The 25,938-nt window shown below is 59.2% G+C and carries 20 protein-coding genes and 1 pseudogene; 14 read left to right on the top strand and 7 right to left on the bottom strand.

What is annotated here, in order from left to right; translation table 11 throughout:
- Window positions 1–134: 134 nt before the first annotated feature.
- The 6 genes from ACEWE8_RS18160 to ACEWE8_RS18135 all read left to right on the top strand — a co-directional run bounded on the left by ACEWE8_RS18160 (window position 135) and on the right by ACEWE8_RS18135 (window position 10,087).
- Entirely contained in the window at window positions 135–1,460 is a 1,326-nt protein-coding gene (locus tag ACEWE8_RS18160; protein ID WP_046785867.1) for an MFS transporter, read from the top strand.
- A gap of 73 nt (window positions 1,461–1,533) precedes the next feature.
- Entirely contained in the window at window positions 1,534–2,841 is a 1,308-nt protein-coding gene (locus ACEWE8_RS18155; protein WP_046785866.1) for an OprD family porin, read from the top strand.
- A 58-nt stretch (window positions 2,842–2,899) separates the two neighbouring features.
- Window positions 2,900–3,289, top strand: a complete 390-nt coding sequence (locus tag ACEWE8_RS18150) for a RidA family protein (RefSeq protein WP_046785865.1) — start codon at window positions 2,900–2,902, stop codon at window positions 3,287–3,289.
- Window positions 3,286–3,909: an RraA family protein gene (locus ACEWE8_RS18145; RefSeq protein ID WP_046785864.1), complete on the top strand. Its 624-nt coding sequence runs from the start codon at window positions 3,286–3,288 to the stop codon at window positions 3,907–3,909. The genes ACEWE8_RS18150 and ACEWE8_RS18145 overlap by 4 nt, the downstream gene beginning before the upstream one ends.
- Before the next feature lie 1,634 nt (window positions 3,910–5,543).
- Complete coding sequence (gene leuS / locus ACEWE8_RS18140; RefSeq protein WP_046785863.1) at window positions 5,544–8,138, top strand: leucine--tRNA ligase; 2,595 nt, start codon at window positions 5,544–5,546, stop codon at window positions 8,136–8,138.
- A gap of 161 nt (window positions 8,139–8,299) precedes the next feature.
- Window positions 8,300–10,087 carry a thiamine pyrophosphate-requiring protein gene (locus ACEWE8_RS18135; protein WP_046785862.1) on the top strand — a complete coding sequence of 596 codons (1,788 nt, stop codon included), beginning with the start codon at window positions 8,300–8,302 and terminating at the stop codon, window positions 10,085–10,087.
- A 336-nt stretch (window positions 10,088–10,423) separates the two neighbouring features.
- Here the strand turns inward: ACEWE8_RS18135 and ACEWE8_RS18130 are convergent, their stop codons facing one another.
- The 4 genes from ACEWE8_RS18130 to ACEWE8_RS18115 form a co-directional block, all read right to left on the bottom strand.
- Window positions 10,424–11,257 (bottom strand): phosphatase PAP2 family protein, encoded by an 834-nt coding sequence (locus tag ACEWE8_RS18130; RefSeq protein ID WP_046785861.1) that lies wholly within the window; start codon window positions 11,255–11,257, stop codon window positions 10,424–10,426.
- Between the two features lie 2 nt (window positions 11,258–11,259).
- Window positions 11,260–11,949 carry a histidine phosphatase family protein gene (locus ACEWE8_RS18125; protein WP_046785860.1) on the bottom strand — a complete coding sequence of 230 codons (690 nt, stop codon included), beginning with the start codon at window positions 11,947–11,949 and terminating at the stop codon, window positions 11,260–11,262.
- A 136-nt stretch (window positions 11,950–12,085) separates the two neighbouring features.
- Window positions 12,086–12,475, bottom strand: coding sequence for a hypothetical protein (locus ACEWE8_RS18120; protein WP_196996485.1), 390 nt, complete (start codon window positions 12,473–12,475; stop codon window positions 12,086–12,088).
- 148 nt (window positions 12,476–12,623) lie between these two features.
- Window positions 12,624–13,385 carry a phosphatase PAP2 family protein gene (locus tag ACEWE8_RS18115; protein ID WP_069974011.1) on the bottom strand — a complete coding sequence of 254 codons (762 nt, stop codon included), beginning with the start codon at window positions 13,383–13,385 and terminating at the stop codon, window positions 12,624–12,626.
- Window positions 13,386–13,553: 168 nt separating this feature from the next.
- Here ACEWE8_RS18115 and ACEWE8_RS18110 point away from each other — a divergent pair, with 168 nt between their 5' ends.
- Both ACEWE8_RS18110 and ACEWE8_RS18105 read left to right on the top strand, forming a co-directional pair.
- Window positions 13,554–14,237 (top strand): response regulator transcription factor, encoded by a 684-nt coding sequence (locus ACEWE8_RS18110; RefSeq protein ID WP_012314833.1) that lies wholly within the window; start codon window positions 13,554–13,556, stop codon window positions 14,235–14,237.
- A 261-nt stretch (window positions 14,238–14,498) separates the two neighbouring features.
- Entirely contained in the window at window positions 14,499–16,133 is a 1,635-nt protein-coding gene (locus ACEWE8_RS18105; RefSeq protein WP_196996487.1) for a phosphoethanolamine transferase, read from the top strand.
- Window positions 16,134–16,338: 205 nt separating this feature from the next.
- Here ACEWE8_RS18105 and ACEWE8_RS18100 read toward each other — a convergent pair whose 3' ends face one another.
- The gene (locus ACEWE8_RS18100; RefSeq protein WP_395589340.1) at window positions 16,339–16,881 is read right to left on the bottom strand and encodes a DUF3237 domain-containing protein; all 543 of its coding nucleotides are present in this window, start codon (window positions 16,879–16,881) and stop codon (window positions 16,339–16,341) included.
- Between the two features lie 349 nt (window positions 16,882–17,230).
- Here ACEWE8_RS18100 and ACEWE8_RS18095 point away from each other — a divergent pair.
- Window positions 17,231–18,136, top strand: a pseudogene (locus tag ACEWE8_RS18095) (DUF2252 domain-containing protein); the annotation flags it as partial.
- 92 nt (window positions 18,137–18,228) lie between these two features.
- Complete coding sequence (locus ACEWE8_RS18090) at window positions 18,229–18,645, top strand: DUF2252 domain-containing protein (RefSeq protein ID WP_262982427.1); 417 nt, start codon at window positions 18,229–18,231, stop codon at window positions 18,643–18,645.
- Here ACEWE8_RS18090 and ACEWE8_RS18085 read toward each other — a convergent pair.
- Complete coding sequence (locus ACEWE8_RS18085) at window positions 18,642–19,580, bottom strand: transporter substrate-binding domain-containing protein (protein WP_223255102.1); 939 nt, start codon at window positions 19,578–19,580, stop codon at window positions 18,642–18,644. The two genes, ACEWE8_RS18090 and ACEWE8_RS18085, sit on opposite strands and share 4 nt — an antisense overlap.
- A complete protein-coding gene (gene potE, locus ACEWE8_RS18080) occupies window positions 19,580–20,911 on the bottom strand; it encodes a putrescine-ornithine antiporter (protein ID WP_046785857.1) in 1,332 nt (443 codons plus the stop codon). The genes ACEWE8_RS18085 and potE overlap by 1 nt, the downstream gene beginning before the upstream one ends.
- A 611-nt stretch (window positions 20,912–21,522) precedes the next feature.
- Here potE and ACEWE8_RS18075 point away from each other — a divergent pair.
- From ACEWE8_RS18075 to ACEWE8_RS18060, 4 genes are all read left to right on the top strand, one after another.
- Entirely contained in the window at window positions 21,523–21,765 is a 243-nt protein-coding gene (locus tag ACEWE8_RS18075) for a hypothetical protein (protein ID WP_046785856.1), read from the top strand.
- A 498-nt stretch (window positions 21,766–22,263) separates the two neighbouring features.
- Entirely contained in the window at window positions 22,264–23,805 is a 1,542-nt protein-coding gene (locus ACEWE8_RS18070) for an ABC transporter ATP-binding protein (RefSeq protein WP_046785855.1), read from the top strand.
- A gap of 12 nt (window positions 23,806–23,817) precedes the next feature.
- On the top strand, window positions 23,818–24,918 hold the full coding sequence (locus tag ACEWE8_RS18065; RefSeq protein WP_012314840.1) for an ABC transporter permease: 1,101 nt from the start codon (window positions 23,818–23,820) through the stop codon (window positions 24,916–24,918).
- A 58-nt stretch (window positions 24,919–24,976) separates the two neighbouring features.
- The gene (locus tag ACEWE8_RS18060) at window positions 24,977–25,903 is read left to right on the top strand and encodes an ABC transporter permease (protein WP_012314841.1); all 927 of its coding nucleotides are present in this window, start codon (window positions 24,977–24,979) and stop codon (window positions 25,901–25,903) included.
- Window positions 25,904–25,938 lie beyond the last annotated feature (35 nt).

The raw sequence follows: 25,938 nt of genomic DNA, 5'->3' as shown, positions 1-25,938 counted from the left end.
CCAGATCCACCCAGGCGCCCAGCCAATTCAAGAAAGCTGGGCCCACGGCAACGCTTTGCCCAAAAACAAGAAATAGCCGCTCCGCCTTCAGCTGCCAATAACAACCAGAACCCATCTTTCGGGAGAAAATGGCAATGACCAGCCCTGCGTATACCGAGGTTGCCAGCGCGCAACCACAACGCACCGCCGACATGAAAAAAGTCGCGGTCGCCAGTGTAATCGGCACCACCGTTGAGTGGTACGACCTGTTCCTCTTCGCCACGGCCTCGGCCCTGGTATTCAACAAAATCTTCTTCCCAGGCTTTGATCCCCTGGTAGGCACCCTCCTTGCTTTCGGCACCTTTGCTTCAGCCTACGGCGCCCGGATGATTGGCGCCGCGCTCTTCGGTCACTTCGGTGACCGCCTGGGCCGAAAATCGATGCTGCTCATCTCGCTGCTGACCATGGGTGCGGCCACCTTCGCCATCGGCCTGTTGCCGAGCTATGAGTCGGTGGGCATCTGGGCGCCAATCATGTTGCTGACACTGCGCATCATCCAAGGGCTGGCCTTGGGTGGGGAATGGGGCGGCGCCGTGCTGATGGCCGTGGAGCACGCTCCCAAACATCAGCGTGGACTGTACGGCTCGTGGGTTCAAATCGGCGTACCGGCGGGGACGATGCTGGCCAACCTCGTGTTCCTGATGTTCGCCACCACGCTGACCAACGAACAGCTGCTGGATTGGGGCTGGCGTGTGCCGTTCCTGCTCAGCGTTCTGCTGATCGGACTGGGCTTATACATCCGCCTCAACATCCATGAGACGCCGTCGTTCAAAGCGGTGGAGAACAAAGGCACCCAAGTCAAAGTGCCGCTGTTCGAAGTGTTCCGCAAATACTGGAAGCAGGTAGTCCTGGGTGGCGTGGCAACTATGTCCACTGGCACCTCCTACAACCTCATCGTGGCCTTCGGCCTGACCTACGGCACCCAGACCTTGGGCTTCACACGTGGCGAAATGCTCACGGTTGTTCTGGTTTCCTGCGCTGCCTGTATCGCCATGCTGCCGTTCTTCGGCGCCCTGTCCGACAAGGTTGGCCGCAAACCGATCATCATCGGCGGGATCATCGCCGAGGCACTCGTGGCGTTCCCGATGTTCTGGCTGATGGATTCCAAAGTTCTCGGCCTGGCGTTCGCCGGTTACATGCTGATGATGACGGCATTCGCGGCCAACTACGGCCCCATCGCCACATTCCTTGCGGAGTTGTTCGGCACTCGAGTGCGTTACTCGGGCCTGTCGATCAGCTACATGCTTTCCGGCCTGCTTGGAAGCGCCGCAACCCCTCTGGTTACCACCGCATTGCTGTCGTGGACTGGCAAAGGCTCATCAATTGCCTGGTACATGATCGGCTCAGCCGCTGTTTCTCTGATCGCGCTGCTGCTACTCACTGAGACCTTCAAACGGGATATCGACCAAGCACGGCAGTAATTGCGTGCTGTACCCCCGAGTTTCTCTCGCCAACCAGGCGAGTGTTTCCTACTTCCGTTTGAAGAGTTTCCCGATGAAAAAGTACCTGATGAGTGCAGGCGTTTTCGCCTTGTCCCCCTTCGCTCAAGCCGATCTGGTGGGCGACAGCCATGCGAACCTTGGCCTGCGCAATTTTTACTTCAACAACGACTTTCGCGACCAAGCCGGTAGCCTCGGCCAGAGCAAAACCGAAGAGTGGGCTCAGGCCTTCGTGCTCGACTTCAAATCCGGTTTTACCGATGGGCCAATCGGAGTCGGCCTGGATGCCTTAGCCTTGATGGGTGTAACGCTTGATAGCGGCGATGGTCGCCACCGGGGCAGCAGCATGATCCCCGACGACGGCAGTGGCGCGGCCCAACAGTGGAGTCGCCTGGGCCTGACACTCAAGCTGAAGGTCGCCAACACCGAACTGCGATACGGCACGCTGATGCCCAAGCTGCCAGTGCTGACCTACAACGATGGTCGCCTGCTGCCCCAAACGTTCGAGGGGGCCCAGATCACCTCAACCGACCTGGATGGCCTGACCCTTACCGGCGGACGCCTCAATCGTGCTACGGGCCGTGCCTCCAGTGACCGTACTGGATTGGCCGTAGCCGGCGGCACCCGTGAGAGCGACCAGTTCCTCTTCGCGGGTGGCGACTACCGGATCGGCAAACAACTCACGGCGCAATACTACGTTGCCAACCTTGAGGACTATTACACCCAGCACTTCGTCGGCCTCACCCACACGCTTCCACTCTCCGAAGGGCAATCGCTGCGGACTGATCTGCGCTACTTCCGCACCTTCGCCGATGGGGCCAACGACTCTCCTGCTGGTCGCGCAAGTGGATACCGCGTGGGTGGCTACACCGAGGACGGTGACGGTAAGATCGATAACCACACCTGGAGCGCCGCGCTGACCTATTCCGTCCAGGGCCACGCGCTCATGGCCGGCTATCAGGCCGTGTCGGATGGAAGCAACTTCGTCCAACCGAACCAGGGCTCCCTCAGCGGCAAGGGCGCAGGTGGTGCCAGTGTCTACCTCTACACCGACCGGATGCTCGCGAGCTTCAACCGAGCGGGCGAGCGTACCGCGTTTGTCCAGTACAGCTACGACTTCGCAGCTGCCGGCGTACCTGGCCTGAAATTCTCCCTGATGTACCTGAAGGGTGACGACATCCGCACCACCAGCGGCAATGACGCGTCCGAGTGGGAACGGGATGTGGGCCTGGACTATGTCATCCAGGACGGTGCGCTCAAAGGCCTCGGCCTGGCTTGGCGCCATGGATTGCTGCACTCCGAAATCGACCCCAACCAAGAGCAGAACCGACTCATCGTCAGCTACACCCTGGCGCTTTTCTGATTTCTGACCAAGTGCTGCCGGCGAGCCGGCGGCAAACCTTCGCTTCAAGGAGTCCTCAATGAAACGTATTCACAGTGCCCCTGGCACCATCAGTCCAGTAGGCCCGTATTCCCAAGCCGTGGTCAGCGGCCACCTGGTGTTCACCGCTGGCCAGATCCCATCGCTGGGCAGCCTGGAAGAGCAGCCCGACAATTTCAAAGACCAGATCAGGCAGACCTTCGCCAACCTTGCCGCAATCCTCGAAGCTGCGGGCTCCAGCCTTTCCCACATCGTCAAGGTGAACGCCTACCTGACAGATCCCGATCTATTGGTGCCCTTCAACGAGGTGTACAAGGAAATCCTTGGCCATGCGCCACCCGCTCGTACAACCGTCTGCGTGCAGCTGTGGGGCGTGAGTTTGGAAATCGACTGTGTGGCCGAACTGATCGACATGGAGCGCGAGAAATGAACGACGACCTGATCGCAAAGCTACGCGAGGTCAGCTTCGCCACGCTTGGCCACTTCCTCGAGCGCGGGTTCGTCAGCCATGAAGTCCGCGCAATGGTGCCGGGCGGTCGTATTGTTGGGCGCGCCGTGACACTTCGCCTGGCCGAGCCCGATGCCATCGCCGTCAACCGCGCCCTTATCGCCCTTCAGCCAGGCGATGTCCTGGTGATCGACATGGCGGGTAACCATGCCCACGCTTGTGTCGGAGCGGTCACGCAGTTTGCGGCTCGCTGCGCGGGTGCCGGCGGCATCATCGTCGACGGCGTAGTCACGGACATCAACGAACTGCGTACCTGCCAGTTCCCGGTGTTCGCTCGTGGCACCACTCAGCTGACGACCAAGCTGATCGGCGGCCAAACGAGCCAGGTAAACGTGCCCGTGAACTGCGCGGGGGTTGAAGTCCATCCAGGCGATTATGTCCTGGCTGATGACAACGGCGTGCTGATAGTGCCGGCAGAAGAACTCGCGACGGTGATCGACAAAGCACTGCAGTCCGACCTCAGTGAACCCGGCATCCTGGCGCGCCTGCGCAATGGGGAAATGCTCCAGGTCGTGCTAGCCACAGGTGTCGGACACAACTAGCACTGCCTCGTGCGGCTATCCGCATAGTCTGCTCCTCAATGGCGCGCTCGATCATGCTAGCGGCAGGCGCCCCTGCCGCTTTTCTGACCTGAAGATCAACTGGGGCCCGCATATACGGCATGCCTGGGCCAGTTTTCAATCAGCGCCGACAATCCATCACCCTTACAAGCGCCTCCCACTGCAGTATGTGATCCATAATTTCAGGGCGCACAATAGTGCCAGAGTGCCATCATCTAATCACAGCGGCGCGGTTCCACGATCACGTAATCCTGGGGGGGCAATCGTTAACAGATCAACGCTACGCCGCTGGATAGATCCTCTTACAATGTCCTTTAATCCGTAATAATGGCAAAGCGTTGCTTCTCGATTCAAGCATCGCCATGGCAAACGCTGCGGGGCGTCGATGGTCGACGACGGAGCGCTGGATAATGACACTGCGGGCGACATTGCCCATCAGACATTCAACATTCGGGTCTCCCAGTGAGCGAGCAGCACCTCGAATCGCGCGCCCGTCCGGTAGGCACAGGTATGTTTCTGACCCATCCCAACTGCCGTGCAGCTTCGAAGACCTTCGCTCGGTTCGCCGGATTACGCGCCCCGCTCGTTCAAAATGCGTTTAACTGTCGCCAGCCCGACGTATGCGAATTTAGCGACCTCATTGAGCTTGACTTTCATCCCGCTCTCCAAATGGACAGATGTATGACATCTCACATTGGTAGGAGTGGAAAGCTATTTTCAACTCCGGCTCATTGGTAACCTTGGCGTCGTGCGCCCTCCTTCCGACCATCACTCTGTGAAGGTACACTGGAATCCACCCTGTCAGAAATCGCCATTCTTGATCGCGCATCTTACTGGGGGTATCGCGGGTATTTTTGGGGGTACATTTCCGATTATTTACACCAGAAGTGCTGCTCTAGAGCCATGTCCAAATGTTCTTTGGGGATCCGGATAGCCTGTAAAAAATAGCGAGCTCGGTCGGAAAGGCCATTTACAAACTCATTGCCGCCCGTGATGCTAAATCAACATATGGATACTTGGCAGAACCCATGATGAAGATGATAAACGCCATGAATTTGTCACCATCGATAGCGTGCCGGGCAACACATACAACAATTAGACGCGATCTACCCTAATGGCTACTCGGACTAACAACCCTCTATATTTGAAATCATAGAGATATCCAGAATCGCAGCACAACAAACATTGCGTGAATTAATTTTACATATTCCTGCGAATTTTCTGACAGCTAATTCGGCGCCACTATTCAACCCCCACAAACCCTTGAAAGAAACGCTTGACATTAAAGTTAGGCCTTGACCATATTCAACCTCACTAACCAACCAATCACTCACTATCGACACTGACCAGAACTTAAAAGCAGGTCAGGTTCTTCACGCTAACAGGTCGCTGAAGGCCAGATACAAGCCGCCTCGGGCCTTCAGTGTGTGGCCCCGCGGCTGGTTGGCGGGAGGCCGCCCAGAGCCAGAAGACTGTTCAAATCCGATCTCTGTCAGATTGCCCTAATCCCTCGCACCGGCGGCAGATGAAATTCAGTAGGCCGAGTGATATCCAACAAAAACGCATGAGTCGAGCGGTTTATTGCCACTCGGCGCCAGTAACTTCGAGGAGCGTCTATGCGACAGCTGTATGATCCCGCCTGGGTCGAAAGCACGGTTCAGGCCAAATGGCTTCGCGATAAAGTCTTCAAGGCTGTCGAAGACCAAAGCCGGCCAAAATTCTATGCCTGCTCCATGCTGCCATACCCTTCCGGGAAACTGCACATGGGCCATGTGCGCAATTATACGATCAATGACATGCTGGCCCGCCACTTGCGGATGAAGGGCTACAACGTCCTGATGCCAATGGGGTGGGATGCATTCGGCCTTCCGGCGGAAAACGCCGCCATGCAGTCGGGCGTGCCTCCAGCCGAATGGACTCGAATGAACATCGCCGACATGAAATCCCAGATGCAACCGCTCGGCCTGGCGTTCGACTGGTCGCGGGAAATTGCCACCTGCGATCCGCAATACTACAAGTGGAACCAGTGGTTCTTCCTGAAGCTGCTGGAAAAGGGCGTGGCCTACAAGAAAACCCAGATCGTCAACTGGGACCCCATCGACCAAACCGTTCTGGCCAATGAGCAAGTGGTAGATGGACGGGGCTGGCGATCAGGGGCACTGGTGGAGAAGCGCGAGATTCCCGGCTACTACCTGCGCATTACGCAGTATGGCGAAGAGCTGCTGTCGGCTATCGATACCCTGGAAGGCTGGCCGGACATGGTTCGCAGCATGCAACGCAACTGGATTGGCAAGGCCAGTGGCACGCGCCTGGCCTTCCTCCACGCGATCGAAGATGCCAGCGGGCAGTTGATCAACGCGGGCAAGCTGTGGGTATTCACCACGCGCGTCGAAACGCTGATGGGTGTGACTTTCTGCGCTGTTTCCCCTGATCATCCCCTGGCCCAGCGAGCCATCGCGCTTGAGCCTGGGCTCGAACCACAGGTGCAGGCGTGTCGACAGTCGGCACAGGCCAGCCCTGCCGCTGGTGCACAAGCGAAGCTCGGCATCCCGAGCGGCTTGCACGTCGAGCACCCATTGACTGGCGAGCCAGTCGCCGTCTGGATCACCAATTATGTGCTCGATGAGTACGGCGAAGGCGCCTTGATGGGAGTGCCGGCCCACGATGAGCGTGATTTCGACTTTGCACGGCAGTACGGCTTGCCCGTGCGCCCCGTCATCACTGTCGAAGGGGCGGCCTATGACCCTGCCGCATGGTCGGATCGCTATGCCAGTCGGGAAGGTCGCCTGATCAATTCAGGCGCGTACGATGGCCTCACTGTGGAGCAGGCGTCCCTGGCGATCTTCGATGCCCTGGCCGAGCGCGGATGCGGGGAGCAAACCATCACCTGGCGTTTGCGTGACTGGGGCATCTCCCGGCAGCGTTACTGGGGAACACCGATTCCAATCATCCATTGCGAATGCTGTGGCGATGTTCCGGTGCCTTACGCAGACCTGCCAGTGGTATTGCCGACTGACTGCATTCCCGACGGCAGTGGCAACCCGCTTCAGCAGCATGATGCGTTCCGCCACGTCGCATGCCCGCGTTGTGCCGCGCCCGCGCTTCGGGAGACGGACACCATGGATACCTTCGTCGACTCCAGTTGGTACTTCATGCGCTACTGCGACCCGGACTGCCATACCGCAATGGTCGGATCTGGCAATCGCTACTGGATGCCCATCGACCAGTACATCGGCGGCATCGAACATGCGGTTCTGCACCTGCTCTACGCCAGGTTCTGGACCAAGGCGATGCGCGACGAGGGATTGGTTGACTTCAGTGAGCCGTTCAAGAACCTGTTCACTCAGGGCATGCTGCTGCGGGAGAGTTACTACCGCAAGGCCGAAGACGGCAGCCGGCGCTGGTTCTACCCGTCCGAGATATCGGTTCACTACGATGAGAAGGGCCGTCCGGTCAACGCCACAGCGATCGAGGATGGCATGCCCGTATGCCTGGGCGGCGTGGAGAAGATGTCCAAATCGAAGAACAACGTGGTCGAGCCTAAGGAGATCATCAACCGATTCGGCGCGGACACCGCCCGCCTGTTCACCATTTTCGCAGGGCCTCCGGACCAGAGCACGATCTGGAGCGACAGCGGTGTCGAAGGGGCTTATCGCTTCCTGCGCCGTCTCTGGAACTTTGCCGTTGACGAGCAAGCTCGCTGGAACGAAGTTGACGACCTGGCGACGGATGCCGCGCAAGCTAGCCGTGTACGTTTCGAGACCCATGGCTTGCTGCAACAGATCAATTACGATTATGAGCGCCTGCAGTACAACACCGTCGTATCGGGCGCGATGAATGTGCTCAAGGTGCTCGAAGGAGCCTGCGGCGCTGGCCGCCAAGTCTGCCGGGAGACCATGTCCATTCTCCTCCAGGTGCTGCATCCGGTGACGCCGCATATTTCCCAAGTACTATGGGAAGAGCTGGCGTTCCCTGGCGCGATCTATGACAGTGCCTGGCCGACCCCAGACAGCGAAGCGCTGAAACGGGATGAAGTGAGGATGATGGTGCAGGTCAATGGCAAGCTGCGTGGGGAAATCCTCGTCCAGGCAGACGCCGACCATGACACAATCCGTCGCCAGGCGCTCTGCGATGCGGTGTTGAGCAAATATCTGGAAGGCGCTGAGAGAATGATAGTGGTACCTAACAGATTGGTGAACTTCATCGTCTGACCTTGCTGACTGCCCCTGAAGACGCCAGGTCAGTGCGACTCAAGGTCCAGGACCAAAACGCTTGAAACGGCGGCTGACCCGCGCAGGCAGACATATCAGTTGAAACTTTCCTAAACCGCGCCAAGTCCAGACCCCTATCGACCAGCGAACGGGAGAAGGCAATGGCAGGCACGGTAGGCGACTTTCTGGTAGAGCGCTTGTATCAATGGGGGGTGCGGCGCATCTTCGGCTACCCCGGCGACGGTATCAACGGTGTATTCGGCGCGTTGAGCCGGGCCAACGGCAAGATCGAATTCATCCAGGCCCGCCACGAGGAAATGGCAGCATTCATGGCCTGCGCCCATGCCAAGTTCACCGGTGAACTGGGCGTGTGCATTGCCACCTCCGGGCCTGGCGCATCGCACTTGCTCACCGGGCTGTATGACGCCCGCATGGACCACATGCCAGTGCTGGCCATCGTCGGCCAGCAAGCCCGAGCGGCTTTGGGCGGCCACTATCAGCAGGAACTGGACTTGCTGTCGATGTTCAAGGATGTGGCCGGTGCATTCGTGCAACAAGCCTCCACACCCTCGCAGGTACGCCATTTACTCGACCGCGCCGTGCGCACTGCCGTCGGCGAACGGCGTGTGACGGCGGTGATCCTGCCCAATGACCTTCAGGACCTGCCCTACCAGGAGCCGGCCCGCGCCCATGGCACCGTGCATTCCGGCGTTGGTTACAGCAAGCCCAAGGTGGTGCCCTACGACAGCGATCTGCAGCGTGCCGCCGAGGTACTCAACGCTGGGCGCAAAGTGGCCATTCTGGTCGGAGCCGGTGCTTTGCAGGCTACCGAAGAGATCATCGAAATCGCCGACACACTCGGCGCAGGTGTGGCAAAGGCGCTACTGGGCAAGGCCGCCTTGCCCGATGACCTGCCGTGGGTGACCGGCGCCATCGGCTTGCTGGGCACCGAACCGAGCTACCAATTGATGGCCGAATGCGACACCCTGCTGATGATCGGCTCAGGGTTCCCCTATTCCGAGTTCCTGCCCAAGGAAGGACAGGCCCGTGGGGTGCAGATCGACCTTCAGCCAGACATGCTAAGCCTGCGTTACCCGATGGAGGTCAACCTGGTGGGTGATGCCGGGGAGACCTTGCGCGCATTGCTGCCATTGCTCGAGACAAAATCCGACCGCCGCTGGCGTAAGAAAGTCGAAGGCTGGCGTGCACGTTGGGACAAGACCCTGGCCAAACGCGCAATGGTCAAAGCGGACCCGATAAACCCGCAACGCGTGGTGTACGAGCTGTCCCCTCGCCTGCCCGACAACACTCTGGTGACCAGCGACTCCGGTTCCTGCGCTAACTGGTATGCCCGTGACCTGCAAATTCGGCAAGGCATGCAGTGCTCGCTGTCAGGCGGCCTGGCCTGCATGGGCGCTGCGGTACCGTACGCCATCGCCGCCAAGTTCGCCCATCCGCAGCGCCCGGTGGTGGCACTGGTCGGCGATGGCGCGATGCAGATGAACAACCTGGCCGAGCTGATTACCGTAGCCAAATACTGGCAGCAGTGGGAGAACCCGCAATGGATCTGCGCGGTGTTCAATAACGAGGACCTCAACCAGGTCACCTGGGAGCAACGTGTGATGGAGGGCGACCCCAAGTTCGAGGCGTCCCAGACGATCCCTGACGTGCCTTATCACCTGTTTGCCATCTCCATCGGCCTGGAGGGCATTTTCGTCGACCGTGAAGATGACGTCGCAGCGGCCTGGGAGCGTGCGCTAAGCGCCGATCGGCCGGTATTGATCGAGTTCAAGACCGACCCCAACGTGCCGCCCTTGCCGCCTCATATCAAACTCGAACAGGCGAAGAAACTCGCCGGCTCTTTGTTCAAGGGCGACCCGGACCAGGCCAGCGTCATGGTCCAGACAGCCAAGCAGGTACTGAGCTCGGTGCTTCCTGGTAAGAAGTGACGCAATCCTCTGGCCATCAATCAGCCAAGCAGGCGTGAGTGATAGCAACGATGACGCGCCGAGCAAACAGACACGCGCTGCAGGGGCGCAGCGCGCCAGCTTGCCCGGTGTGCATCGATTCAGGCCATTGGCGCCCGTGACATCGCCCCATAGGGCACGGATCTTTGGAAGCGTAGCTAGAACAGAGATATTTATTTTTGAGACAGTACACTAGTGCATTGTTCGGCGAAAAAGTCAGCGCCCTTGACGTTTTATCGTGCGCCTTGAGTTCTGAGCAAAAACCTCGATCTCGATCCGGCTGCCATCCAGTCATAGAGACCGTTTCCACTTACTGCTTCAGGGTTCAGTAGCATCGATGACGACCATCGATGCCTGGCTTTCAATTTCCTGTGGTGCGATCTGCAACGCGGGACGTCCGTAAAACAACAATGCGCTCGTCCAGGCAGTTAGCCAGACGAAAATCCCGGCCCAGAAGGTATGTGACATATAGTGCCAGCCTTGCAATACACGGGTGGTGCCGTACACGAAGCCGAGCGAGAGGATGACTACCAGGAGTTTGCGTGTATGCGGCCATCGGTGTCGGAGGGCCACGAAATAAACGGCCAACAACGTAAAGGCACTGGAGGCATGGCCGCCCGGCCAGCACCGGCCAGCGGGGGCCTTATCCAGCCAATGGAAGTGGGTGAACCACTCCTTATGGGGTGCTGCTCCGCCGTAAAGAGTTGTCTCCACTGGACAGTAGATGCCGGTGTGGCTCTTAAGGTAGTGGATCACTCCAGTGCATGCCGCGAACGTCACCACAACATAGAAAAAGTCTCTGCGATAACGTGTGGTGTATCGCAAAGCAGTCCCGATGCGGGTTGCTTGAAAAAGCCGGCTTGAGACCAGGTGAGGAAACTTCGCGCTCAGCGGCCAGACAAAGGAAAGCAGGCTGCCAATAATCGCCAGTTCCCCTGTCCAGTTCGGCAGAACGCGTGGCAGCTTGTGGGTTGCTTTTTCGAACCATTGATTGTGCAGCAATGGGAATTGGCCGGTCGCTGGATCGAGCAGCAAATTACTGATCTGTTGGTCCAGGTGAGTTATATCGAATAGCAGGAAGACGATCACGGCCAGCAACAGCGGTATGCCCAGGTTGCTCGCATAGAAGGCAGTACGGCGAGAAAGCTGCATGCTTACAGTCCTGTGCTGGAAACAAGGTGGTTCCAGACACTGGCGTTCATCTGTCCAAGAATGCGTGCTTTGCCCTTATCGGCCACAGAGATAAACAGCGCGCTGGCGTAAGCGCTGGAGCGTTCTCCCCCAGCCACTTTAAAGTGCCGCTCCAGCTGGTCGATGCAACCGCTGTGGGTAATCAATACCAGGTTGCGCCCGCTGTTCTTATGGCTAAGCGCGGCGTCGGCGAAGCCCTTGTTGCATTGGCTCAGCCAGTCTTGTGTGAGAATCGGCCCGCCGAAGATGAAGTGGGCCGTCTGCTGAGTGCGAACTTTCGGGCTGCTCAGGAGTTCGGCATTCTCCAGGCCAAGCCGTGCAAGCCCCTTGCCGACATCGGTGGCCATCTGGCTACCGGCGACAGTGATGCCCGCCGGGTCATCCAGGCAGGCGTTATGCGAGCGGTCACAGCGCTCGGCGTGACGGATCAGCACCATCACCTCGCCCTTGGCCCATTGTGTGTAGATCCCGCTATCGTGCATCTCCTTCGCACTACTTACATCTAATACCTGCGCTTGAGAGGCATACCATGTGGAAACGGCAGCAAGCGCAATAAGAGCGCCTATCGCAGCTTTCTTCAGATTGCTTGCGTGAAATCGGCGTTCTTGTGAACGCTGAGGAACAGCGTGACGCTGCATGATGCCTTGCTGCATGGTGTCGCTCCGAAAAGTAGACGAGGCAGGCAGCAACCAGGCGCGTGCCCCTATGAGTCGCGGCACTGTAGGGAGGCATGCATGGCACGACAGTGAAGCCCATGTGAAAAAAACCTGAAAGGAGGGGCGCGGCGGTTCATGGTTTTTTCGACGACTTTCTCAATGTGCTGCCCCATGCTTGGGCCTTTTCATGTCTCCATTCGCGATCCGCCTGGCTATCGAGTTTCAAGTTTCGCTCTATGTCGCTGGCAGCACTGGCCTGGCACTGGCGAAAGCCATCGTCCCAACCCGTAGCGTATTGCGGGTCTTGGAGGTAGGTGCTGACCTTTTTTCGGAATTCACCCAGTGCTCCGGCCGCTTGTCGACCGCTTGCACACCCATCATCGAAGCCGCTGACAAAGGGCGCGGGATAACCTTCAGCCAGTAGGCGCTGACTGGTGCTCTGACATCCGCTCAGCAACGCAAGCGCGAAACAGACAGCTGCCCCCATACAGGCAGTGTGCTGCCAATACCGCAAAATACTCATCTAATGCCCCTGAATGCCGCGAGATTTCTGATTGGCGTGCCGATAACGCGTTCAAGCTGGCACTTCTCGATTGCTCGAACTGTAAGTGCGGACAGATTGGGGCGCGGTGAAGCGGATGTGAAAAAAGTCTGCGTCGAACCGAGCGGGATCATTCCACACTGCGCACCTCGTCGCCCCCTCGCACTGGTGTTTCTTCGATGCCATCAGCGCTCGGCCGATAGAGCAGCCATCGGTAGCACAACACCGCTATCAGCCAGTCGATCAACAGGGTCCAGACATTGTGAGAAAGAAAGTGCGCGCCTTGCAGCATCCTGCCCACCGATAGCAGCGTCCCAAGTCCCAAGGCCAGGGCAAGAACCACCCGGCCGGCCCGTGGATGGCGGTCGCGCAACGCGAAATACAGGGCCAGGAGGCCAAATCCAGTGGAGGCATGCCCGCCCGGCCAGCATCGGCCCGGCTTGGGCGAGTCCACGCGGTCTGCTAGCAGGGGAACATAAGGTTCGCTGCCACCAAACGCCTGCAAGCTCCACGGGCATTGCACTTCGGTCAGTGCCTTGAGCGGCGTCACGATACTGGTGCACAGCCCGATCGTCAGAACGGCGTAGCCCAACGGTCTTTGCCACAGCCGAAATTTCGGGTTCACCAAGCTGGCCACCAGGCCGGCGATCAATACCAGGGCAAACAGGATGACGACCTGTTTGACACGTTCATGCAGCACGGTTTCCAGCCAGTAACTGTGCCGGCCATAGAACCCGAAACCGGGAATATAGGACATCCGCGCAAAATAGAAATCGATGGTAGTTACGTTGGAAGCAAGCATCGCCATCATGGCCAAAATCGGCAGTCCGACTGCAAGTCTAAAGTTAAAAGGGCGGGATACAGGCACTGCATGTAATGAGAATCTTTTCATGTAATCAATTCCAGAACCGTGACGCCTTCTCACTAACAAGCCGTGGCTTTTCACGAATACTTAACATTTTGTCGACACACCAGCGACTGCCAGGAACATCAAATGCAAGCCCGTTGTTGGGCCAGCCCACCTGACAATGCTAGCCATGGCCTTTAGGAAAGCGCTCGAATGAAACTGCTGATCGTTGAAGACAATTGTGACATCCATGACAACCTTGTTGATTTTTTCGAACTCAGGGGGCACGCCGTCGAGGGCGCACGTGATGGCCTGACCGGTTTGCACCTGGCCGAGACCGGATGCTTTGACGCGATCATCCTCGATATAATGCTACCTGGCATTGATGGTAACGAGATCTGCCACCTTTTACGCATGCGCTCCAAGTCGCCGGCCGCCATCATCATGCTCACCGCGCGAGATGAGTTGGATGATCGGCTGATGGGTTTCAAAGCAGGGGCCGACGACTACGTGGTGAAGCCTTTCGCCATGGCCGAGATACTTGCCCGGCTCGAAGCCATCCTTTACCGGCGTACCGGACATAACGGCCGCAAGCTTCACTTGCTTGATCTCGAACTCGATCTGGACACGCTGGAAGTCCATAGAGGGAACACGCTGGTCAATCTCAGTTCCGCCAATCTGAAGATACTCGAACTGCTGATGCGAAGTAGCCCCGCCATCGTCAAGCGTAAGACACTTGAAGAGTTGCTCTGGGGATCGACCTGGCACAATAGGAAAGGCGACAGTATCCGCAACCATATCCATCAAATCAGGCAGGCCGTGGACAAGCCGTTCGCTAAAAAACTGCTGCATACCGTGCGCGGTGATGGCTACAAGATCTGCAGTCCGGACCCTTGAACATTCAGCGAGGTTGCCGCTACGGATCCTAAGTCGCTCAGCGTGGTCTTGAGGTTATCAACTTGTGAAAAAAATGTGATGTCGCCTAAGCATCGACCAAGCACCGTCGACCTTGAGCTTGGCCTGGTACCGTAGCCATTTGAACAGACATCTTTTCACTGACGTTTTCACAAAAACGCCACGGAACATGCCCTAACTTGCGCGCCCATGCCCCCAACGCAAGTCTGCGTTGATGCCCCGGTTTTGATTGCGTAGGGTTTTATGTTCAAGATAAAAGCAGTGCGTCCTGCCTTGGTAACAATGCTTGCCAGTGTCTTTCTGTTAATGGGATTCAATGCACCGCTCTGGGTGCACCTGGTTTCCATTACGGAGCCAAATGGATCGGGCATGATGATGCGGTTCGCTTTCGCTCTGTTGATAGCGTGCGCATTCAACCTGCTTATTACACTATTCACGTTCGGTCGCACATTGAAACCGACACTCATGCTGCTCTTCATCATCAGTGCGGGTGCAGCCTACTTCATGAACCAATATGGCGTACTGATCGATGTCGGCATGATCCGCAATGTCGCGCAAACCGATACCAGCGAAGTCCAGGCCCTGCTGTCGACAACCTTGCTGGGCTACCTGCTGGCGCTGGGCGTGCTGCCTGGCTACATCCTTTGGAAAACGCCCATCCATTACCGTCCATGGCCTCAGGAGCTGGTTGGTAAAGGCCTGACAGTGCTGCTCTGCGTATCGCTGATCGGTGGCGTCAGCCTCCTCAACTACAAGGGCTTGTCTTCATTGTTTCGCAACCATCACGAGTTGCGCCTCATGATCGTGCCGAGCAATGTCATCGGTGCTTCGATCAGCTATGCACGCGAAGAACTCAAGACGGCGCAGCAACCCTTCATGCCGATTGCGCAGGACGCACGACTCGATGGCAGTTGGGCGCGCCACTCGCGCAAGTCCCTTACTGTGCTCGTCGTGGGCGAGAGCGCGCGGGCGGCAAACTTCGGCATCCTCGGCTATCCACGGGATACAACTCCCGAGTTGAACAAGGAAGACGGCCTGGTCGCATTCAGCCATGTCACTTCATGTGGCACGGAAACCGCAGTTTCTGTCCCCTGCATGTTTTCCAACATGGGCCGCAAGCACTATGACGTGGCCCGGGCAAAAAACCAGGAGGGTCTGCTCGACGTGCTCAAGCGTGCGGGCCTGGCGGTTATATGGCGCGATAACCAGTCTGGCTGCAAGGGCACCTGCGATCGCGTCATGCGGCAAGACGTCAGCAAGAACAAAGATTCACTGCTGTGCGCCGACCACGAATGCCGGGACGAGATCCTGCTGCAAGGACTGCAGTCACTGATCGATCATCTCGACAAGGACACCGTTCTGGTCCTGCATCAGATGGGCAGCCACGGCCCCGAGTATTTCAAGCGCTATCCTGGCGCGTTCGAACGATTCACGCCGGTATGCCACAGCAATGCGCTTGAAACATGCAGCCGGGAAAGCATTGTCAACGCCTACGACAACACCATCGCCTACACCGATCATGTGCTGGCTACCCTGATCGACGTGCTACGTCGCAACGGGGACAAGGTAGACAGCGCCATGATCTATCTGGCCGACCACGGGGAATCGCTTGGGGAATACAACATTTATCTTCACGGAACGCCCTATCTGTTTGCACCAGAGGAGCAGAAGCATGTGCCGATGATCACCTGGTTCTCCGAGGGCTATCAACGCGCGTTACAGCTCGACGGCCGCTGCCTGCAGGCCAAGCGCGATGCTGCGCTCAGCCAAGACAACCTGTTCCATTCCGTGCTGGGGCTGCTGAAGGTGAACACGCTGGTCTACGAGTCATCCCTGGATCTTTTCACAAGCTGCCGGACCCCAATGCCAGTGGGCTAAGCAGAAATGAAAGTAGCAGCACAACCTTGCGAGATGTCTACCCTATTCTGCGTAAAGCTTGGGTTGGCGCGAGTCCAAGCCATAGGCTGTGCGCCTTAGTTAGCTGGCGGGCAGACCGGTTTGCTTCGCCATTTCGGTCACGCAGGCTTTCTCCGCCTTGATTCAGCGACGCACAGTGTTCAGAAGAGCATAGTTTTATAGATAACTATTTCACCTCGAACGCGTCGTAGACCACTGCATTGCCCAAGCGCATTGCGCTACCCACGCCGACCGTACGATTGAGCCATGCGTATTGGGGCGCGGATGTCTCGGAACGCAGGGTGATGCGGAACTGGTACAGGCTGGGATCGACGTCTTCGCCCGCGGCCACCCTCTTCATGACCGCAGCCGGCCCGTAACGGTAGCCTTCGGTGCGCAGGTAGATCAGTGCGCCATCGTCGGTCTGCAGCAGGTAGCGGGTGTCGATGATCGCCACACCCTCGGGGCTGACAATCTGCCAGTCCGCGCCGTTATTGAGGATGGTGCCCTTGAGCCTGGCCCCCTCGAAACGGCCGCCTGTGATCGGGATGATACGCCGCTTGCCCTGCGCGCTGGTTTCGCCCAGCTCCCACACCGGCGCGACAAGGTCCACCGTAAAGCGCGCCAGGGGTTCGAGCTTGAGCGGGGGCGGAGCGTAACTGGCAGCCTGGGCAAGGCCCGTGCAAACGCCAAGCAGCAGCCCAAGCAATCCTCTGCGAAGGTTCATCATGCTGCCTCCTGCACTGACCGGGCATCGGGATTTGTCGGGTGCGGGCCTGGTGATGCGACCCGGTTTGCTGGGGGGCGTGCTATAGGCGCTTTCATGAGTGCAGATATCCTTTGTTATTGTTAATGGATAATATTGTTAATGATTATTTTTGTTAACCAATGATCTGTCAAGGTTCCTCTGGTGCTTGCCGCAAAATCTTGAGCGCCCTGGGATGAGCGCCGAAGGGCGATCTGGTCACCCGGTGCAGGCTTGGACGCAGCACATGCTACGCTTGAATGAGCTGTGAACAGTGTCTTGGCGCTAGAATCAAGGCCCTGCCCTTCTGCCTTTGATCACCAAAGGTGCTCACATGCCCGAGATCAGGAAACAGGCCAGCTCGCACCTGCAAGCAGATGAGCCCGGCCTTCGGGAACACAAGCGCTTCGCGTCACGAACAGAGCGCCTGGACGCAGGAAAGAAACTGCGCGAAACGGTGCCGCGCTCGTCCCATGCATTCTGGAAACCGGCGCACAAGCATCGCGACCCTGTCGACATTCTCGAACAGTCCAACCGCAGCCGGCATCCGGCCTTGGTGCCCGTGCGCTATGGGCGCATGTTGCGTAGCCCGTTCACTTTTCTCAGGGGCTCAGCCGGCTTGATGGCACGCGACCTCGCGACACTTCCCCACACAGGTATTCGTGTTCAGGCCTGCGGTGATTGCCACCTGCTGAATTTTGGATTATTCGCCACCCCCGAACGTAACCTGATCTTCGACATCAATGATTTTGACGAAACGTTACCCGCCCCTTGGGAGTGGGATATAAAGCGTCTGGCAACCAGTTTTGCCGTAGCCGCCCGCGATAACCGCCTCATCGATGAAGATGCCAGGCGTCTGGCTATGGAATGCGTTCGCGCCTACCGGGAACGCATGCGCGAATTGACGACGATGAGCCCGCTGGAAATCTGGTACGACCGCCTCGATGCACAAACGCTCATCGATATGGCCCCTAGTCTCAAATACCGTAAAGCACGTGAACAGTTGATGGCCAAGGCCAGGACTCGCATCGGCGACTACCTGTACCCACAAATCAGTGACGAAGTGGGCGGCCGGAGACGCCTGGTCGATCAGCCGCCGATTCTTTTTCATGTCGATGAAGCCGACTTCATCAACCGGGTGCACCTTGCGCTGGAGGATTATCGTACTTCTCTTCTGCCTGAACGCAGGGTCCTGTATGACCGTTATCGCCTGGAAGACTTTGCCATGAAGGCAGTAGGTATCGGCAGCGTCGGCACCTATTGCTTCGTCGGTTTGTTCTTTTCAGCGCAAAACAACCCATTGCCCTGCAATTCAAGCAGGCTTGTCCTTCTGTGCTTGAACCCTATGCGGGTAAGAGCGAATTTGCCAACCAGGGCCAACGGGTGGTCACGGGCCAACGGCTTATGCAATCTGCCAGTGACATTTTTCTCGGATGGACCGAGAGCACCAAGGGCCGGCAGTTTTTTGTCCGGCAATTGCGCGACATGAAAATGTCACTACCTGTAGAAGGTGCATCACTCGAACAGATGATGATGTACGCCGAGGTATGCGGCATTACCTTGGCGCGCGCGCATGCAAAATCAGGTGACGCCGCCTTGATCAGTGGCTACCTAGGTAAATCGAACACCTTCGATCAGGCCATAGGCGATTTTTCACTCGCTTACGCCGAGCAGAATGCGAAGGACTACGCGGCACTGATCAGCGCTGAGAAAAAAGGAAGAATCAAGGCACTGCGCGAAGAAGACTAATGTTGCGGCGCCAGCCGTTCACGGTCATCCGGCAACACGTAAAGGCTCTGCAACAGTTTGTCCTGCGCTGTTTGTACCCCCAGGTAGCGTACGAACAAGGCTTCTCCATCGGGGCCGGACAGCGCCTGACTCAGCGCGGTATCGACCAACAGGCGAAAACCATCATCGCCACGGGCCATGGGCAGTGCGACACGGCTCGTGACAAACAGGTGATCCGGGATCCATAACCTATCGCGCTCAGGCTGCTGGCTCTGCAGGGAAAGCAAAATCATCCTCTCGCCAAAAAACGCATCGACCTTGCGCTCGACCACCCGGCGCACACCCTCCTGGTAGCTGGACACCTCTTCAAGCCTGGACTGCAGGCCAAGCTTGCGAATACGCTCCCGCGCCCACTGACTGCTCAGCGTGCCGCGCAGCACTGCAAAACTGTGCTTGCTCAACCCCGCATTGAGGGTTGCGCGCCACCTGGGGCCGGTATCGACAGGCTTACCACGCAGTGGCTCCAGAAGGCTGGCCGGAGCATCACGCCGCACCAGCACCGCAAGGCCGGTGGTGAAGACCGGTATGGAAAAATTCAGGGTTTCCCGTCTTGTGATCGTTTCCACCATCGGCGTGCACAGCAGATCAACCGTTCCCTCGCCCAAGGCGCGGACGGCTTGCTCCTGCGGCACCACATGCCAATGCACTTGCAAGTCGGCAAGGCCAGGTGACTGGCGAAGGTGTTGAGCCACTGCCTGGCACAATTCGATGCCATACCCTTGAGGTGAATGGGTACTGCCTGAAGAAAACGGGGCAAGGTCTGCGATGAAACCCAGATTGAGGACCTGACTGTCGCGCAGCCGGCTCAGCTTGTCGGCCACTGCTTCAGCGCTGCACACTGCCGCAAACGGCACCGAAAGGGCCAGGCACAGGGCAACCCATTTCGACCTGCGCATCATGGCGCACCTCCAATCAAGTCCAGCACCTTGACGAAACGTTTGGCGATGAAGCCGAACAGCAGGTAACCCAGCGCCATGATCAGCGCAGCGCCAAACACCGCTTCCAGGCCCGAGGCATAGAGCGCATAGAAGCAATAGCACACCGCAACCAGCATGATTGCGCTGTTACGGCGGAAGATCTTTATATCCACCTGGGCCTTGTACATGATCACCAGCAACCCGGTCAGGGAGGTGATGTAGGGAATGATGTTGGTCACTGCCGCCAGGTTGACCAGCTTGCTGAACTGGGCGCTGGCATTGGGCGAAATGGTCGACAACGCAATCAGGCTCTGCAAGACCGCGCAGGTCAGCATGCCCGCCAGTGGCGCGCCCCTGGCAGTAACGCGGGTGAACAACGTGGGAAACAGCCCTTGCTCGGCGGTAACCTTGGCCGTTTCGGCCAGGGTGAACTGCCACCCCAGCAATGAACCGACACAGGCGATGACTGCCAACCCCATGATCACGTTACCGACCGTGTCATTGAACATGCGCGCATAGACCAGTGCAAAGGGTGCGCTGGAATTCGCAAGTTCGGGGTTTGGCACGATCCCCTGGATGACGGTGGTCGACAGGATATAGATCACCGCCGCGCCCAGTGTGCCGAACAGGCATGCAAGCGGCACGTTGCGCTTGGGGTTCTCTACCGCATCCGAATTTTGCGCGGCCGACTCCATGCCCAGAAAGGCCCACAGCGTCAGGGGAATACTGGCGGTGATCGCCTGGCTCACCGGTATGCTGTCGGGGTTCCAGGCATCGGTAAACGTCTGTGGGTTGAACCAGTACCAACCCACGAAACTCAGGCCGGCCACAGGAATGATGACGCCCCAGACACTGATCGCGCCTAGCTTGCCGGTTATGTTGGCACCGCCGACATTGGCCAGGGTGCTGAACCAGATCAGCATCACCGTCCCTGCCACCAGCGGGCCTGGGCCCGTGCCAAGCCAGGGCAGGAAAGGCGTCAGATAACCCACCGCGGATATACCAATGGCGACATTGCCGATCATCAGCGAGAGGAAATACAGGTAGGAGCAGAGGAAGAATGCGGACTTGCCATGGGCCTCTTCGCTGTAGGCCGACATTCCGCCCGAGCGCGTGCAGTAGATGCCGCATTGCGCGAAACAGTAGGCGATGGCCATCGAACCCACAGCCGTCACGCCCCACGAGAGCAGCGACACAGCACCGATCTGCGCCATGCTGGCGGGCAGCATGATGATACCGGAGCCCATCATGTTGACGGTGACCAACGTGGTCAGCCCGACCAAACCCATTTTCTTTGCTGGATCGCGCACAGGAATGACCTCCGAGAAAACAAGCCGGCTTCGATAGCGTTTCTGACGGTGCGACTGCCCCCCCCGGCCCAACCCAGGAGGGCCAGAGCCTGATACAGGGTGTTGCCCATCACACAGAGCTTGTGCAACCACACTAGCAATGCGTCGGCTGCAGTGGTTATCAAATGTCAAGAATAGTGCGAAGGAGCGTCGGCGCTGATCTTAGGCAATGGTTATTCACGGATTATTGGAAAGGCTGGTTATCGAGCGGATGCAGGATGACGAGACATGCAGGACGCCGACCGGCATTACAAGCAGTCACGCCCGACCGCAAAAAAAATCAGATTTGTCCCCTTTCTTGTAGTCCATTTCCCAAAGATACTCGCTACGCCTGTTTTTCGTTGCGGTCGTTATTTCTGAGTTTTAGGCTCGGTGGGTCGTTGCACATCAACGACCGGCTTTGACAGGCCGCGACGAGATACTTTGCAGAGCTTTGCCTTTAATGGCGGCTGTGTATGGGGCACGTTCGCGTGCGCCGGTTCTGGTATCCGCCGGTCTGTCAACCTATGCACAGCTGCCACCTAACTGTTTGACAGCAGGTAGCAGGCGGCCCTGAAAATGGATACCAAAGCATGTTGAAGATAGTCCCCGATCCCCCGCACACCCTTCACTCCCTCGAAAACACGCTGATGATGGCTGCCGACTACGCGCTCTGCGCCGAGGTCGTTGCCCAACAGGCGATGTTGATGCAGCCCAAAGCACCCGTGTCCTTGATGATCATGACCTCGATGCACGAGCTTGATGCCCTGCGCAAATTGCTCGAGTCAGCTCTGGCACAAATACAGAAACCAGCCGACCCGCAGACGCTGCATTAGTCCTCATCATGATCTGCCTGGCCTGGCTCTTTCCCCGGCTAGCTTCCTCGCACAGCACCGCCCCTGAGGTTGTAGACGACCCTTAGGTGCCCGGTGAAACCTGTGGAAGCCCGGCTTGCCGGCGATAGGGCCAGCCCAGGCATCCAGAATTTCGGGGAGTTCAAACAATGACTGCCGTAGTGCGCATGCTGAAAACGTGAAACCAACCACGCTTAAGGGACCAGCACGGTACCTGTGGGCTTGCCCGCGAAGGGCCGCACTGCGCTCCAGCAGTGACGCCCGTGTCGTAGCCGGCCGAACATGGCGACCACGCTGAACACAGCGCCCCAACTTGGCACCTTGGCGCCCCAAAACCACACACGCCGCTGCCGCAACGTTCACCAAGCGTGCACCGCTCTCGGCCGGCAGCCCCTCTAACACAAGCCCTTGAACAATAATCTGACCAATTGGCCATGTTTTTGCTGTGCAACTGCTCACAACCCTGACCCCGAGCAGTCCATGTCCAGATCCCCCTCGCAACTGCGCCTTGAGCTGCGTGCCATTACCAAGCGATACCCGGGCACCTTGGCCAACGACCGCATCGACCTGCGCATCGCTGCCGGTGAAATCCACGCCCTGCTCGGCGAGAACGGCGCAGGCAAGAGCACCCTGATGAAGATCATCTACGGCGTTACCGCGCCGGATGCCGGCCAGGTGCTGTGGGAAGGCCAGCCCGTGCACGTGCGCGACCCCGCCCGTGCCCGCGCGCTGGGCATCGGCATGGTGTTCCAGCACTTTTCCCTGTTCGAAACCCTGAGTGTCGCGCAAAACATTGCCCTGGCTCTTGGCCGCGATGCCGGAACGCCAAAGCAGCTGGCGCCGCGTATCCGCGAAGTGTCCCAACGCTACGGCATGGGCCTGGAACCGGAGCGCCTGGTGCACAGCCTGTCGATCGGTGAACGCCAGCGGGTGGAGATCGTGCGCTGCCTGATGCAGCCGATCAAGCTGCTGATCCTCGATGAGCCGACCTCGGTGCTTACCCCGCAAGAGGTCGACGAACTGTTCGTCACCTTGCGCGCACTCGCCGCGGAGGGCTGCAGCATCCTGTTCATCAGCCACAAGCTCAACGAAGTGCGTGCCCTGTGCCACGGTGCCACGGTGTTGCGCGGCGGCCGCGTCTCCGGCGCTTGCAGCCCGGCGCAATGCAGCGACCTGCAGCTGGCGCGGATGATGGTCGGCGATGCCGAAGGGCTGGAGGCAAGTTACCCGAAAAGCGCCGGGGGCTTGCCACGCCTGCGCGTGGACGACCTGTCCTGGCGCAACAAGGACCCGTTCGGCACGTCCTTCGAACACCTGCGCCTGGAAGTGCGCAGCGGCGAGATCGTCGGCATCGCGGGGGTTGCCGGCAATGGCCAGGACGAACTGCTGGCCCTGCTCAGTGGTGAAACACGCCTGCCCGCAGGCGAGCGCGAACGCATCACCCTCGACAACCGGCCGATGGCCCACCTGTACCCCGACGCCCGCCGCGCCCTGGGGGTGGCATTCGTACCGGCCGAGCGCCTTGGGCACGGCGCGGTGCCGGACATGAGCCTGGCCGACAACGCCCTGCTCACCGCTTTCCAGCACGGCCTGGTCAACCGCGGCCTGATCCGCTCGGGCAAAGTGCAGGCGCTGGCCGAGCAGATCATCCAGCGCTTCGCGGTCAAGGCCCCGGATGCCCGGGCCACGGCACGCAGCCTGTCCGGGGGCAACCTGCAGAAGTTCATCCTCGGCCGCGAAATCCTCCAGGCCCCCAAGCTGCTGGTCGCTGCCCACCCGACGTGGGGCGTGGATGTCGGCGCCGCCGCGGCGATTCACCGTGCGCTGATTGCCCTGCGCGACGCCGGTGCGGCAATCCTGGTGATCTCCGAAGACCTGGAAGAGCTGTTCCAGATCAGCGACCGCATCGGCGCGCTGTGCAGTGGCCGCCTGTCGCCGCTCAAGGCCACCGCACAGACCCATACCGTGGAGGTCGGCGGCTGGATGGCCGGCCAGTTCGATGCCCCGCAAGACGCCGCCTGACGAGAGCCCTTCATGTTGCTATCCCTCGAACCCCGCACCCAGCAGTCCCGTGCCATGCTCGTGCTGTCACCCCTGCTCGCCGCCCTGCTGACCCTGCTCAGCGGGGCGATCCTGTTCAGCGCCCAGGGGCATGCCCCCTTGCAGACATTTCACACCTTGCTGATCGAACCCATCAGCGACCTCTACGGCCTCTCTGAGCTGCTGCTCAAAGCCCTGCCAATCCTGCTCTGCGCCTTCGGCCTGGCCGTGGCCTACCAGGCGCGGATCTGGAACATCGGCGCAGAAGGCCAGTTGCTGATGGGCGCCCTGGCCGGCAGTGCCGTGGCGATCCACCTCATCGATTGGGAAAGCCGCTGGGCACTGCTTTGGGTGTTACTCGCCGGCACGCTGGCCGGTGCGCTGTGGGGGGCGCTCGCGGCCTGGCTGCGCACGCACTTCAATGCCAACGAAATCCTGACCACCATCATGCTCAATTACATCGCCTTGAACCTGCTGCTGTTCTTCGTCCACGGGCCACTCAAGGACCCCGAAGGGTTCAGCTTCCCGCAATCGGCGATGTTCGGCGATGCCAGCCGCCTGCCGGCGCTGTTCGAGGATGGCCGACTGCATGTCGGGCTGTACTTCGTGCTGATGGCCCTGGTGGCGGTGTGGGTGCTGCTGCACAAGAGCTTCCTTGGTTTTCAGATCAAAGTGCTCGGCCTGGACCGGCGCGCTGCCGGTTTCGTCGGCTTCCGTGAAAAGCGCCTGGTCTGGCTGGCGCTGCTGATCAGCGGCGGCCTGGCAGGCCTGGCCGGGGTCAGCGAAGTCAGTGGGCCGATCGGCCAATTGGTGCCGCAGGTTTCCCCAGGTTATGGCTACGCGGCGATCACCGTAGCGTTTCTCGGGCGCCTCAACCCGTTTGGCATTCTGGTCGCCGGGTTGTTGATGGCCCTGCTCTACCTCGGCGGCGAGAACGCGCAGATGAGCCTGAACCTGCCGCAATCGCTGACCGGGCTGTTCCAGGGAATGATGCTGTTCTACCTGCTGGCCTGCGACGTGCTGATCCTCTACCGGCTGCGCCTGAAGCTGAAAGGGCACCGCCGAGCGCCGTTGGCAAAAACCGCCAGTGCCTGAATTCCCATGACCCTTTCGTTTACCTGCCGTTCAACGCGTGCAGGCTGAGGCTTCGACTATGGATCTCGATCTGCTTGGCAACATTCTTTACGCCATGGTGCGCTGCGGTACCCCACTGCTACTGGTCGCCCTGGGCGAACTGGTGTGCGAAAAGAGCGGCGTACTCAACCTCGGCCAGGAAGGCATGATGCTGTTCGGTGCGGTGGTAGGGTTCATCGCCGCTTACGCCACCGGCAACCTCTGGCTGGGCGTCCTGATGGCGTGCCTGGCCGGTATGCTGCTGGCTTCACTGTTCGCCCTGGTAGCACTCGGTTGCCAGGCCAACCAGGTGGCGACCGGGCTGGCGCTGACCATCTTCGGTGTCGGCCTGTCGTCATTCGTCGGCACCGCCTGGGTCGGCAAGCCCTTGAGCGGCTTCGAGCCGGTGGCCATACCGCTGCTGGCGGACATTCCGGTCATCGGCCACATGCTGTTCAACCAGGATGTTCTGGTTTACCTGTCTTTCGGCCTGTTCGTGCTGATTGCCTGGACGCTGCTCAAAAGCCGCACCGGCCTGATCCTCCAGGCCGTCGGTGAAAACCCCGACGCCGCCAGCGCCATGGGCCTGCCCGTGCTGCGCGTGCGCACTCTGGCGGTGCTGTTCGGCGGCGCCATGGCCGGGCTGGCCGGGGGTTACCTGTCGCTGGCCTACACCCCGATGTGGGCGGAAAACATGACCGCAGGCCGCGGCTGGATCGCCCTGGCGCTGGTGGTGTTCGCCAGCTGGCGAGTACTGCGTGTGCTGCTCGGCGCCTACCTGTTTGGCCTGGCGAGCATCCTGCACCTGGTGGCCCAGGGTATCGGCGTGAGCTTCCCTGCCAACCTGCTGGCCATGCTGCCGTATGTGGCCACGATCCTGGTGCTGGTGGTGCTATCGCGCGATGCCATCAAAACCCGCCTGTATGCACCGGTTTCACTGGGTCAGCCGTGGAAGACCGGGCGCTGAGGCCTCGCGCCTGGCCGCACCGTGCACCGCAATTC

This window comes from Pseudomonas sp. TR47 (assembly GCF_044143025.1).
Taxonomy (GTDB): Bacteria; Pseudomonadota; Gammaproteobacteria; order Pseudomonadales; family Pseudomonadaceae; genus Aquipseudomonas; species Aquipseudomonas putida_E.
This window is presented reverse-complemented; position numbering and strand designations above follow the sequence as displayed.